Genomic DNA, 12,581 nt, shown 5'->3' with positions numbered 1-12,581 from the left:
GCTTCGCGAACCGGGTCCGTCGCACCAGTCGTGCGACGGACCCGGGGCAGCGGACCGGCAGGGTCAGAGGGTGAGCGTCCAGGTGTCGAGGGTGCCGGTGTCCTGGGCGGCGGTGTCCTGGACCCTGAGCTTCCAGGCGCCGTTGCGGACCTCGGACGAGAGGTTCGCGGTGTAGATCTCGTCGATGTTGTCGGCGCTGTCGTTGCCGGAGGCGCTCTTGAGCCGGTACGCGGTCCCGTCCGGAGCGACCAGGTCGACCGTCAGGTCACCCCGCCAGGTGTGCTTGACGTGGACCTCCACCTTGCTCGTCGCCGACGCACTGCCCGAGCAGCCCGAGATGTCGATCGTGCTCGTCACCGCGGCTCCCGCGTCGGGTATCGCCACGTCCCCACCGTTCGTACCGGTGCACCCGACCGGCGTCGGCGTCGTGCCGCCACCCCCGTAGGGATCGCCCGCCTTGTCCGCCGCATAGGTCAGCATCGGCTTGACCTGGTTCCAGAACGTGCTCTGGCAGGAGTATGCCGGGTGGAACCCGCCGCACGTGCCGCTGCTGGGCCCGACCTCCCAGGTGAAGCTGGGCACGCCGAGCTGGTCGTACGCCCAGTCGTCGTGGCCGCCGCTGGCGTCGTAGAGGATCTCGCCCGGCTGGCCGTACTGCCAGCCGCCGGCCAGCGTGGCCATCTCCTTGGCCATCAGCCGCAGTGCGGCGTCGTTGCCGCTGTCGGTGGCGGCGTCGAAGCCCCAGGGGAACAGCACCATGTTCGAGTAGCTGTGCATGGTGACGAACATGCCCTTGGTGTCGGCGGCGGCCGCCGTGCCGTCGCCCGTCCCGCGGGTGTCCGGGAACAGCTTGCGGTACAGGGCCTGGAGGGCCTTGTTCTCGGTCTCCGAATCCGCCGACGGGCCCTTGTAGACCTGGTCGCACGGGTTGGAGCTGGTGCTCGCGCCGCCCCAGTGACTGCCGTTGTTGCGGTTCAGGTCGACGCCGCTGCCGGAGCTCGGGCCTTCCGAGCAGGTGGTGGTCGAGTGGCTGTGGTCGGCGTTCTTCCTGTGCCACTGCTGGCCGGTGTTGCCGCCCATGAAGCCCTGCTGGACCATGTCGACGCCGTCGGGGTTGCCGATCGGCACCACCCAGACCTCGCGGGTGTCGAGGATCCTGGTCGCCGTCGCGTCGGTGCCGTAACCGTCGGTCAGGTAGTCGATCCAGCGGTAGGCCATGTCGCCGGTCGTCAGCTCACGGGCGTGCACCTGCGCCTGGACGAGGAAGCGCGGCTTGGTGGAGTTCGGCGTCAGCTGACAGTCGCCGGTCTGCTTCTTGGTGAGGCAGATGGCCTTGAGGTCGTACCCGTTCGGCCTGCCCGTGGCCTTGCGCCACGAGTCACCGACGTCATAGACCGTGGCGAGGGCGGCGTGGTCGGTGGCGACCTGGTCGAGGTGCGCGTACTGGGCGTTCACGGTGCGATAGCCGCCGTTGTACGTCTCCTCGACCAGCGCCTCCGTCAGTCGCGACGCCTGCCCGCTGCGCTTCGGCGGCTCCCACGGCGCGGGCGCCAGCTTCTGCTCCACCTTCACGTGCAGCCCGGCCGCCCTGAGGTCCATGGCGGTGGCGGCGTCACCGAGGACGAACAGGTCGTCCCCGTCGCGGTCCTCGATCAGATCGAAGCCGGCGAGCTTGTTCTGCGGCACATGCGCGCCGCCGGTGATGCGGTAGACGTACGCGTGAGCGTCCGGGGCGGCGGTGGCGGCGGCGGTCTTCTCGGGCGACGCCGCCATGCCGTAGCCGGTTCCGGCCACGACGGCGGCCGCGGTCGCGGCCGTGACGAGCCAGTGGGTGAACTTCACTTGCACAGGAACCTCATTCGCCATGAGAGGGTGCCATCGTGGTGACCGGGTCATCCGTGGCCCGTGGGGGGTTGACGGCGGGGCAGGCAGCCAGGCCCGGCAGGGCGGCGGCTGGGATTGCGCACAAGGATTGGTCACCGCTGAACTTCCTGTAAATCGCCGCGCGTTTCCGGTCTCGGACAATGTCCGAATGGGCCGGGACGAGGGGGGCAGGACGGGTCGAATCGCTCACGGTCACGGCTTCGGGTCCCTGGCTTCCCCTGGCCGGATCTTGACGTCTGATCGGACGCGCCCCTAGGGTCCCGATGCATCCGGCGCCCCACCCCCGACGTCGGGAGATTCACGTGTTCCTGTTGGAGCCGGTCGGCCTCGGACGGATCGAGAGCGACACGTACGTCGCCCTGCTCGACCTCAAGCGAGCGGACGAGGGCCAACTGGCCGCGAGCACGGGTGTCTCCCTCACGGACATGCGGCGCGCGATCCGGCGGCTCCTCGACGACGGACTCGTCCAGCAGCTCGGATTCGAACCCGCCCGCTATGCCCCCGTCGCGCCCGACGAGGCCCTCGCCGCTCTGATCACCCGGCGCCGCGGCGACCTGGCCAGAATGCAGCTGCACATCGAGGAGCTGGCGGACCGACTGCGCAGGGACACCCGGTCCGGCCGCCGGAACGCTCCCCCGGTGGAGCGGATCGAAGGCGAGGACGCCGTGTTCGCGGCGGTGGCCAGGATCCAGCTCCAGGCACGCGAGGAGATCATCGCCGTCGACTGTCCGCCCTACGTGGGCGGCCAGAGCAATCCCAACGACCTCGAACTCAGCCGCCTGGCAAACGGGGTGGCCTACCGGTTCATCTACTCCGACGAGGCACTGGCATCACCGGGGCACGTGGCGGACATGCGGCGGTGCACGGAGGCCGGCGAGCAGGCCAGGATCCTGCCGGACGTCACGCTGAAGATGGTCGTCGCGGACCGCCGCACGGCGCTGCTCCCCGTCTCCTACGACGATCCCGCACCCGACGCACGGCTGCTGGTGCACGACTGCGCGCTCGTCGACGTCCTCGTGCACTGTTTCGAGAGCCTGTGGGCCCGGGCCACGCCGGTCGACGCGCCCCACACGGAGTGCGGACCTTCCGCCCGGGACCGCCAGTTGCTCACCCTGCTGGCCTCGGGCATGAAGGACCGGACGATCGCACGGGCACTGGGCGTCACGGAGCGGACCGTCGGCCGGAGGCTGACGGAACTGATGGCCGTACTGGGCGCGGAGACCCGGTTCCAGGCGGGTGTGCAGGCGGCGCGGAAGGGCTGGATCTAGGAGTCCCGCGCGCCTCTTGCCTCACCCCGCCCCCGCTCGGGTGACGCCGGCATCGCTTCGCTCATCGTCCCGCGAGCGCGTCGAGTTCGGCGGCGAGGCCGTCCGCCAGGGCGTCCAGGTCCGGGACCGCCTTGCCGTCCGCGACCAGGCCGATGTGCACCTGTCCGGCGTACGGGGACATGGCCACGGCGAGGGCCTGGCCGCGGGCCAGCGGGGCCATCGGGAACAGGGCCCGCAGCGGCGCGCCGCCCAGGGAGAGCGCCGAACGGGGCAGCGGCACATTGGTGACCAGCAGGTCGAACAGCATGCGGGCCGCCCCGGAGGCGAGCGGCGCGCCGAAACGGTGCGCGAGGGGCGGCAGTTGGTCGGCGAGGACGGCGACCGCGCCGGCGCCGCGCAGCGGGCCCGCGGCCTTGTTGCGGTCCATCGCGGTGCGGACGGCCGCCAGCCGGGCGCGGGCGTCGGGTTCGGTGACCGGCAGCGCGAGGAGGTACGCGGAGAGCCGGTTTCCGGAGTCGGGGGCGGTGCCGGGGCGCCGGCGGGAGACGGGGACCAGGGCACGCGGGTCGCTCGCGGGCAGCGGTTCGCCGCGGCCCTCCATCCAGCGGCGCAGGGCCCCGGCGACGGTGGCGAGCAGCACGTCGTTGGCGGTGCCGCCGCAGACGCGGCGTACGGCGTGCACCCGCTCCTGGTCGAGGACGACGGTGGCGACGGCGCGGGTGCCGCTGGAAGCGGCGGCCAGGGCGTGGGTGCCGCGCGGGTCGAGGCGGCTGGCGCGGACCACGGAGGCGCCGACGCCGACGGCCCGGCCCAGCTCCTCGATCCGGCTGCGCGCGGCGCCGGCGAGCTGCCGGGGCCCGGGCATCCAGGAGCGCGGCGGCACGGAGCGCGGGCGTCGCCCCCCTGCCGTGCGCGCCGCGGCGATCTCGTCGAAGATCCCCGCGCCGATGGCGACGGCGCGCATGCCGTCGGCGAGGGCGTGGTGGAGCTTGACGAGCACGGCGAAGGCCCCGTCAGGTCCGCCGGTGAGCAGGTACATCTCCCACGGCGGCCGGCCGCGTTCCAGGGGCCGTTCCATCAGTTCGCCGGCGAGCCGGGCGGTCTCGGCGCAGAAGTCGGCGCCGGGCAGGGCGACGCGGTGGACGTGCCGGCGGACGTCGAAGCCGGGGTCGGCCTGCCAGGCCTTGCCGCCGACCGGGAGCAGGACGTCACGGACCCGCATGCGCAGCCGCGGGATGGCGGCGGCGCGGCGGGACAGCAGCTCGAGGAGGTCGGAGTCGTCGGGGGCGGGGGCTCCGGCGGCGGGGCCGAAGTGGGCGAGCGCGCCCAGGTGCATGGGGTGCTCGGTGGTCTCGAGGTGCCAGAACGCCAGATCGAGAGGTGCCAGAAGCTCGCTGCTCAACGGTTCCTCATGTCCTCGGAGGGCTGCGGGTTCCGCAGTCAACCCCGTTCGGTCGGTTACGGTCAAGTACGGTCAATTCACTCATTGTTAACGAGGAACTCGCACCAGACGCATTTGCCGCTTCCGCGTGATTCGACGCCCCAGACGTCGGAGAGCCGGTCGACGAGCAGCAGCCCGCGCCCCGACACCCCCGACTCCCCCGCGTCGCGGCGGCGCGGCAGCGCGCTGGAGCGGTCCTCGACCTCCACCCGCAGCCGCGGCTCGGAGCCGGTCAGCATCCGCAGGGTGACGATCGCTCCGCCGTCGGTGTGCATCAGCGCGTTGGTCGTCAGCTCGTCCGCGACGAGTTCGATCTCGTCGGCGCGCGAGCCCGCGCCCCAGGACCGGACCGCCGCGCGGACCATGTGCCGGGCGGCGCGCAGCGCCTCCGGATCGCTCTGGGCGACGTGCTGCTGGAGCCGGCCGCCGGACTTCGGGAAGTACGCGCCCCTGCGGCGCAGCAGCAGAATCGCCACGTCGTCGTCGCCGCCCCGCTCGTCGACGACCTCGCACAGATGGTCGGCCAGCTGGTGGAGCTCCCGCGGCCCGCGGCGCACCAGCTCGGAGAGCCAGTGCAACCCGTCGTCGAGATCGGCGCCGGGCTGCTCGACCAGGCCGTCGGTGTACAGCAGCAGGGTCTGTCCCGGGTCGAGTTCGAGGGCGGTGACCGGGTAGTCGAGCCGCCCGAACTCGGCCGACAGGCCGAGCGGCAGCCCGCCCTGCACGGTCAGCCGCCGGGGCGTGCCGTCGGTGTCCTGGACCAGCGGGTCGACGTGCCCGGCGCGGACGACCTGGACCACCCCGGTCGTCAGGTCCGCCTCCGCGTACGTGCAGGTGGCGAACCGGTCGGTGTCGAGTTCGTGCAGGAAGACCGACGCGCGGGCCATCACGGTCGCCGGGGTGTGGCCCTCCGCCGCGTAGGCCCGCAGCACGATCCGCAGCTGGCCCATGACGGCCGCCGCGTGCGTGTCGTGCCCCTGCACGTCGCCGATGACCGCGCCGACCCGGCCGCCGGGCAGCGGGATGACGTCGTACCAGTCGCCGCCGATGTCCCGGCCGAGCCGGGCGGAGCGGTACCGGACGGCGATCTGCGCGCCCGGCACGTCGGGGATCCGGCGCGGCAGCATGGCCTGCTGGAGCCCTTCGGCGAGGTCGTGCTCCTGCTCGTACAGCATGGCCCGCTGCAGGCTCTGCGCGATGCTGCTGCCGAGCGCCACCAGCAGGTTGCGCTCGTCGTCGGTGAAGCCGGTCTTGTCGCTGTACAGCAGTCCGAGCGCGCCGATCGGGCGGGCCTGGGCGATCAGCGGGAGGTACGCGGCCGCGGTGATCCCGAGGCCGCTGATATGCGGCCAGAGGATGGGGTACGACTCGGCGAAGTCCTGCGCGGTCTCGATGAACCGGGGCGTGAGCGTCCGGACGACCTCGCTCATCGGGTACTGCTCGTCCACCCGGGTGAACCGGGTGCCGGGCACGAACGCGCCGTCGGGCCCCTCCGCCACCAGGTGGATCCGGCCCGACTCCAGCAGACCCATGACGAGGCTGGTCGCGCCGAAGTACTCCAGGCCCTGGGAGTCGTTCAGGAGGTCGATGATGTCCTGCACGGTCCGGGCGTGGGCCAGGGCGGCCGTGGTGCCCTCGACGACGCTGGTGCGGTGGCGGCGGCCCTCGTCGACGACGATCCGGGCGGCGGACTCGGTCAGCTCGTTGGAGGCGTCGCGGACGATGCCGAGGATCCGGCGCGGCCGGCCGTTGCCGTCGCGCCGGATGATGCCCTGGGTGTGGGCCCAGCGCAGCGTGCCGTCGCGGCGGCGGACGCGGAAGTACGCGCCGTAGTCCGCGCTGCCATCCTTGAGCGCGTACGAGACCAGGGCGTCGAGCCGGCGGCCCTCGTCGGGCGGCACGCGCCGGCCGAGGGAGACCGGATCGCCGTCGTACTCGTCGGGGCGCAGGTCGAACACCGCGAGGGCGGAGTCGTCCATGGTCATCGTGCCGGTGTCGAGGTCCCAGTCGAAGCTGCCCATCCGGAACGCGGCGCCGTACTGCGCCATGAAGCAGGACGCCGCGCCCCCGGTCCACCCGTCGCGGCAGTGGTGGCCGGCCTCGTCCGCTCCCCCGTTGCCCGCGTTCATGGGCCCACGCTAGGCGCAGCCCGGTACCCGCGCACGGCGGGCTCCGTGGCGCGGCGGGACGGGGACGGGACGGTGCTCACGGTGGCCTCAGCCCTCGAAGGTCTCCGGCAGCCCGGGCGGGACGACGCCGCCGTCCTCCCCCTCCGGGGCGCTCGGGAAGAGGTCCTCGGGGAAGCCGGGCGGGACCTCGGACTCGGCGGGGCCCTCGGGCTCGGCGGGCGGCGCGTCGGGGGTCACCGGGCTCTCGGGCGACTCCGGCGCGTCCGGGGTCCTCGGGGCCTTGGGCGCCTTCGGGCTCGGCGAGCTGGGGGCGGGGCTCGTCGGCTTCTCGGGGGCGTCGGAGGTGTCGGGGGCCGGCGGGACGGGGACGAGGTCGCAGTCGTCGGGTTCGCACGGCGGGACGACGGCGGGCGACCGGTCCTCGTCGCCGTCGGTGCCGGTCTTCCGCTCGATCCAGGTGTCGTGGACGACGTCCACGATGACCAGGCTCGTGATGACCGTGGTCGTCGGCCGTACGACCACGACCCGGTCGGGGTGGTACGCGGGCCACGGCCGGCCGGTGTGCTTCGCGCCCCGTACGTCGACCGGGGAGCGCAGCGGGTTGCCGCAGGCGCAGCGGACGCGGGGCGTGCCGTACCGGTCGACGAGGACGGCGGTGCCGGCCTGCAGGACGGACTGGAACGCGACCGGCGCGCCGTCGCGGTAGCCGTGGTTGGTGACGCGGGTGTCGGCGCGCAGCACGACGGGGGTGAGTTCGCGCAGCCAGTTCGCGAGGTTCGCCTCGTTGATGCCGGCGCCCTCGGCGAAGGCGCGGGCCAGGGCGGGTTCGGCGGTGAGGTGGGCGACCTGCCGCTCGACGTCGCAGCTGGACTCCGCGCGGGTGCCGCCGTACAGGCCGGGGGTCGAGCCGGTGATCTCGCGCAGCACCTGCACGGAGGCGGTCGGCGAGGGCTCGGGCGTGCCCGGCGGCGGGGTGGGGGCGTCGGTGGAGACGGCGGAGTCGGTGAAGGGGTTGGGGCCCTGGTCGGCGAGCGGCTGCAGCAGGACGTCCCGGGAGTCGGCCGCGGCCGGCTGCTCGGTGACGCGTGCCGTCGCGCAGCCGCCGATCAGGGCCGCCGAGGCGAGCACGGCGAGGACGGCGACGTGGGGTCGGCGTACGGCGAGGGGAAGGCGTACGGCGTCGGGGCGGCGTACGACAGGGGGTCGGCGTACGGCGTGGGGCCGGCGTATCGATGCGCGCACGAGGGTCTCCAGCTCTGCCCGGCATTGCTCCCTCCTGTCTCTCCCATGACCGAACCCGCCGCAAGCGGGACGGTGCGCACGGGCGGCGCGCGGAACGGTCCCGGCGTCCGCGCGGGCGGCGCGCGGCCGGGCCCCGGGGTCGATACTGGAGGGGATGGAGTGGTTCACCGCACCGGACTACTGGCTGAGCCGGATCGTCTTCCAGCGCGGCCTCGCCGTCCTCTACTTCGTCGCGTTCCTGTCGGCGGCGCTGCAGTTCCGGGCGCTGATCGGGGAGCGCGGGATGCTGCCGGTGCCCGCGTTCCTCCGCCGGGCCCCGGCGCGCGCCACGCCCACCCTGTTCCGGCTGCACTACTCCGACCGGCTGTTCGCCGCGGTCGCCTGGGGCGGCGCGGCGGTCGCGCTGGCCCTCGCGGCGGGCGCGGGCGACGCGGTGCCGCTCCTGGCGTCGATGCTGCTGTGGGCCGTGCTGTGGGTGCTGTACCTGTCCATCGTGAACGTCGGGCAGACCTGGTACTCCTTCGGCTGGGAATCGCTCCTCCTGGAGACCGGCTTCCTCGCGGTGTTCCTCGGCAACGACGACGTCGGCCCGCCGATCCTGGTGCTGTTCCTGCTGCGCTGGCTGCTGTTCCGGGTGGAGTTCGGGGCCGGACTGATCAAGATCCGCGGCGACTCCTGCTGGCGGGACCTGACGTGCCTGTACTACCACCACGAGACCCAGCCGATGGCGGGCCCGCTGAGCTGGTTCTTCCACCATCTGCCGCGGCCGCTGCACCGCGTCGAGGCCGCGGCGAACCACGGGGTGCAGCTGGTGGTCCCGGTGCTGCTGTTCACCCCGCAGCCGGTGGCGACGGTCGCCGCGGGGCTGATGATCGCGACGCAGTTGTGGCTGGTTCTGTCCGGCAACTTCGCCTGGCTGAACTGGCTGACCATCGTGCTGGCGCTGTCCGCGGTGGACGGCTCGCTGCTGGTCGGCGACGACCACGTCCAGCCTCAGGCCCCGGTCTGGTACGTGGTGCTCGTCTGCGCGCTCACGGCGCTGGTCCTGGTCCGCAGCTACGGGCCGGTGCGCAATCTGCTGTCCCGGCGGCAGGCGATGAACCGCTCGTTCGATCCGTACCACCTGGTCAACACGTACGGCGCGTTCGGGACGGTCGGCCGGCTGCGGCACGAGATCGTGGTCGAGGGCACGGACGAGCCGGCGCTGCACGAGGGCACGGTGTGGAAGCCGTACGAGTTCAAGGGCAAGCCGACGGACGTGACGAGGCTCCCGCGCCAGTTCGCCCCGTACCACCTGCGGCTCGACTGGCTGATGTGGTTCGCCGCGCTCTCCCCCGGCTACGCCGAGGGCTGGTTCGGCGGCTTCGTGGAACGGCTGCTGGAGAACGACCGCGACACGCTGCGGCTGCTGCACCGCAACCCGTTCCCGGACGCTCCGCCGACGTTCGTGCGGGCGCGCCTGTACCGGTACCGGTTCACCACGTGGCGGGAGCTGCGGGCGACGGGCGCCTGGTGGCACCGCACGTACGTGCGCGAGTACCTGCGGCCGGTCCGCCTGAGCACGCCGGCGGACCGCTGACCCGACGGCGTGCGGCCTCGTCGCCCCGTCGCCCCCGGACAGACCTGTGCCCCCGGGCCTGGGCGGCCGGGGGCACGGGGCGAAGCGACAGTACGACTCAGTCGATGCCGGGCAGGATGTGCGGCTCCGCGAGGTCGTCCTCGTAGCCGGCCAGGCGGATCGGGGCCGCGTGGGCCCAGACTTCGAGGCTGCCCAGTTCTCCGGACCGGCGCTGCCGGTCCTTGGGATCGGCCGGCCGATCTTCCTGCTTCGTCAGTTCTGGTGTCACCGCGCACTCCTTTGGGTCGCGCATCTGTAAGGACTAGGCCGTCGGTCGCGGTGGCGCCGTGTTCGGGCGGGACCGCGGCCTTGATGCGGGCCAGTCCCCAGGCCGGCCGCAGGGGTCTGGGTGAAGCCCCGTTGGCGGACCGTGGCACCCAGACTAACCAGATGAGCGCCCTCGCGCTCGATGGGGCCCAGAAATGTGACGCATTCCGGACAGCTCACGCGCGGACGGTCGCTGGGGGCGGTGGCTGAGGACGCGGTCCCGGAGGCGCGCAGGTCAGCCGGTGTACACGTAATCGGCGTACCGCCCCTGGAAGGCGCCCACGACCAGGCCGACGACGAGGGCGTCGACGGCGAGGCCGAGGAGGAGGATGCCCGCGACGACGACCGTCAGCGCGGACGTGAGCAGCCACGACTGGCAGGCGACCACGGTGCCCGGCTTCTGCGGGTGGTAGGCGACGCGGATGGTCTCGGCGCGGCTCTGGGCGTACATGGCACGGCTCTGGCCGTGCATGTCCGTGTACACGAAGTTCCCCGTCACGCCGAACGCGTCGGTGGTGTTGTCACGCCGCACCGCCGCGACGGTGATGCCCTTGCGGGGCAGGTACCACTGTCCGCGGAGCATCCTCACCCCCAGGACGCCGAGCGTGGTGACCGTCGCGCCGAAGGGGACGACGACCAGGAGGGGGAGCGCGACGGTCGCCGGCGCCACGATCCAGACGGCCGCGGTGAGGAGGACGGCCAGGAGGGCGACGGCCCCGACCCAGCGTCTCAACTCGCGGGTCTTCCTCGTCTGCTGATCCTCGATCCGGGCGCGGACCGTGACGAGGGTGGAGCCGTCGACGGTCTCCCCGGACTCCTCGGCGCGCTCGGGCAGGGTCGCGTTGACCGCGTCGGCGAAGAACGTTGCGGACGCCTCGCTCACGCCGTCGACCCGGTGAACGGCCGGGGTCGTCCCGGCCGGGGCGGTGAGCTCCACGGCGACCGCCCTTCCCTCGGCGCGGATCCGCCGGACGGCCTGGAGCGGAATCCGCGTCTCCACGTCCGCCCGGCTCAACACCAGGGCGTCGCCTTCGAATTGGAGGAGGGCGCCGCCGGATCCACGCAGGACGGGTATGGGCGAGGTGAGAGACATGAGCGCGATCGTAGACGCTGCGTGTTCCCGCCTCTACGCACTCCGTGTCACTGCCTCTACCGGGCTGCGCGGAGATCCGAAGACGCCCCCGGCGCGGGGATCACCACTTGGAGGGTGCGTAGTCCTTCAGGAAGACACCGTACAGGTCCTCGCCGGCCTCGCCGCGGACCACCGGGTCGTAGACGCGGGCGGCGCCGTCGACCAGGTCGAGCGGGGCGTGGAACCCCTCCTCGGCGAGCCGCAGCTTGTCGAAGTGCGGGCGCTCGTCGGTGATCCAGCCGGTGTCGACGGAGGTCATGAGGATGCCGTCGGACTGGAACATCTCCTGGGCGCTGGTCCGCGTCACCATGTTCATCGCGGCCTTGGCCGCGTTGGTGTTGGGGTGCCCCGCGCCCTTGTAGCCGCGGCTGAACACGCCCTCCATGGCGGAGACGTTGACGACGTACGCGCGTCCGCTGGCGGCCTTGCGGGCCGCCTCGGCCATCATCGGGCGCAGCTTGCTGATGAGGATGAACGGCGCGGTGTAGTTGCAGAGCTGGGTCTCGAGCAGTTCGACCGGGGAGATCTGGTCGATGGTCTGCACCCAGGTGTTGGAGTCGACGACGTCGGGCACCAGGCCGCCGGCGTCGATGGCGGTGCCGTCGAGGTGCCGGGCGACGCTGGCGTTGCCGGCGACGAGGGCGAGGTCGGCGACCTTCTGCGCGTCGAGGCCGCTGGTGCCGACGGGCAGCGCGGCGAGCCCGTCGACGGCGCCGGAGTTGAAGGCGCCGATGACGTGGTGGGCGGGCAGTTCGCCGGCCGGCAGCGGGGCGCTCTCGCCCTCGACGAGGGCGGCGTACGCGGAGGGCAGGCGGCGCACGGTCTGCGTCGCGTTGTTGATGAGGATGTCCAGCGGGCCGGCGTCGGCGACCTGGTCGGCGAGGGCGACGGCCTGGCCCGGGTCGCGCAGGTCGATGCCGACGACCTCCAGGCGGTGCATCCAGTCCCCGGAGTCCTCCATCGCCTTGAAGCGGCGGATGGCGTCCTTGGGGAAGCGGGTGGTGATCATGGTGTGCGCGCCGTCGCGGAGCAGCCGCAGGGCGATGTACATGCCGATCTTGGCGCGGCCGCCGGTGAGCAGGGCGCGCTTGCCGGTGAGGTCGGCGCGGGCGTCGCGTCGGGCCCGGTTCAGGGCCGCGCAGGGCTGGCAGAGCTGGTGGTAGAAGTAGTCGACCTCGACGTAGCGGTCCTTGCAGACGTAGCAGGACCGGGGGCGCTGGAGTATGCCCGCGATCTGGCCCTCCTCGGTGACGGAGGAGGGCAGGAGACCCTCGGTCTCGTCGTCGATCCGCTGCGCGGAGCCGGTGGCGGTGGACTCGGTGACGGCCTTGTCGTGCGCGGTCTTCGCGGCCCGGCGCTCCTGCCGGCGGCGCTGCTTCACCGTCCGGTAGATGCCGGCGGTGGCGCGCCGGACGGCGATGGCGTCCGGGTGGTCGACCTCCAGCTTGTCGAGCTCGTCCAGCACGCTCAGGCAGACGGCCAGGCGCTCGGGGTCGATGCCCGGCCCGTAGTCCTGGGATTCCTCAGTCACCGTCATGGCCTTCGCGTTCCTCGATCGCTCCGCGTGCACCTCGATCCGTGCACCTTCGAAAGGGGAACT

Annotated in this window: 9 protein-coding genes; 2 read left to right on the top strand and 7 right to left on the bottom strand. The window is 72.7% G+C overall.

Annotation, left to right across the window (positions count from 1 at the left end):
* Positions 1–63: 63 nt before the first annotated feature.
* Positions 64–1,842: a M14 family zinc carboxypeptidase gene (locus ACNJ93_RS29050; protein WP_418960424.1), complete on the bottom strand. Its 1,779-nt coding sequence runs from the start codon at positions 1,840–1,842 to the stop codon at positions 64–66.
* Between the two features lie 344 nt (positions 1,843–2,186).
* Between ACNJ93_RS29050 and ACNJ93_RS29045 the strand changes: the two genes are divergently transcribed.
* Complete coding sequence (locus tag ACNJ93_RS29045) at positions 2,187–3,152, top strand: helix-turn-helix transcriptional regulator (protein ID WP_418960423.1); 966 nt, start codon at positions 2,187–2,189, stop codon at positions 3,150–3,152.
* Positions 3,153–3,213: 61 nt separating this feature from the next.
* On the opposite strand, the gene ACNJ93_RS29040 is transcribed toward ACNJ93_RS29045, so the two are convergent.
* From ACNJ93_RS29040 to ACNJ93_RS29030, 3 genes are all read right to left on the bottom strand, one after another.
* Positions 3,214–4,554, bottom strand: coding sequence for a wax ester/triacylglycerol synthase family O-acyltransferase (locus tag ACNJ93_RS29040; RefSeq protein WP_418960422.1), 1,341 nt, complete (start codon positions 4,552–4,554; stop codon positions 3,214–3,216).
* A gap of 77 nt (positions 4,555–4,631) precedes the next feature.
* The gene (locus ACNJ93_RS29035) at positions 4,632–6,641 is read right to left on the bottom strand and encodes a SpoIIE family protein phosphatase (RefSeq protein ID WP_418961567.1); all 2,010 of its coding nucleotides are present in this window, start codon (positions 6,639–6,641) and stop codon (positions 4,632–4,634) included.
* Between the two features lie 168 nt (positions 6,642–6,809).
* Positions 6,810–7,964 (bottom strand): DUF6777 domain-containing protein, encoded by a 1,155-nt coding sequence (locus ACNJ93_RS29030; RefSeq protein ID WP_418960421.1) that lies wholly within the window; start codon positions 7,962–7,964, stop codon positions 6,810–6,812.
* Between the two features lie 154 nt (positions 7,965–8,118).
* On the opposite strand from ACNJ93_RS29030, the gene ACNJ93_RS29025 reads away from it, so the two are divergent.
* Entirely contained in the window at positions 8,119–9,543 is a 1,425-nt protein-coding gene (locus ACNJ93_RS29025) for a lipase maturation factor family protein (protein WP_418960420.1), read from the top strand.
* 97 nt (positions 9,544–9,640) lie between these two features.
* On the opposite strand, the gene ACNJ93_RS29020 is transcribed toward ACNJ93_RS29025, so the two are convergent.
* The 3 genes from ACNJ93_RS29020 to ACNJ93_RS29010 all read right to left on the bottom strand — a co-directional run bounded on the left by ACNJ93_RS29020 (position 9,641) and on the right by ACNJ93_RS29010 (position 12,518).
* Positions 9,641–9,811, bottom strand: a complete 171-nt coding sequence (locus ACNJ93_RS29020; RefSeq protein WP_418960419.1) for a hypothetical protein — start codon at positions 9,809–9,811, stop codon at positions 9,641–9,643.
* A gap of 273 nt (positions 9,812–10,084) precedes the next feature.
* Positions 10,085–10,942 carry a hypothetical protein gene (locus tag ACNJ93_RS29015; RefSeq protein WP_418960418.1) on the bottom strand — a complete coding sequence of 286 codons (858 nt, stop codon included), beginning with the start codon at positions 10,940–10,942 and terminating at the stop codon, positions 10,085–10,087.
* A gap of 100 nt (positions 10,943–11,042) precedes the next feature.
* Positions 11,043–12,518, bottom strand: coding sequence for an SDR family NAD(P)-dependent oxidoreductase (locus tag ACNJ93_RS29010; protein ID WP_418960417.1), 1,476 nt, complete (start codon positions 12,516–12,518; stop codon positions 11,043–11,045).
* Between the last annotated feature and the right edge of the window lie 63 nt (positions 12,519–12,581).

It is taken from the genome of Streptomyces tritici (genome assembly GCF_048500665.1).
Taxonomy (GTDB): Bacteria; Actinomycetota; Actinomycetes; order Streptomycetales; family Streptomycetaceae; genus Streptomyces; species Streptomyces tritici.
Note: the sequence above shows the minus strand (reverse complement) of the source record. Positions and strands in the feature narration are given on the sequence as shown.

Excerpts from the sequence above, each read along its gene's own strand:
- ACNJ93_RS29010 (WP_418960417.1), bottom strand. The coding sequence starts at position 12,518 with ATGACGGTGACTGAGGAATCCCAGGACTACGGGCCGGGCATCGACCCC.
- ACNJ93_RS29035 (WP_418961567.1), bottom strand. The coding sequence starts at position 6,641 with ATGGCGCAGTACGGCGCCGCGTTCCGGATGGGCAGCTTCGACTGGGAC.
- ACNJ93_RS29025 (WP_418960420.1), top strand. The coding sequence starts at position 8,119 with ATGGAGTGGTTCACCGCACCGGACTACTGGCTGAGCCGGATCGTCTTC.
- ACNJ93_RS29015 (WP_418960418.1), bottom strand. The coding sequence starts at position 10,942 with ATGTCTCTCACCTCGCCCATACCCGTCCTGCGTGGATCCGGCGGCGCC.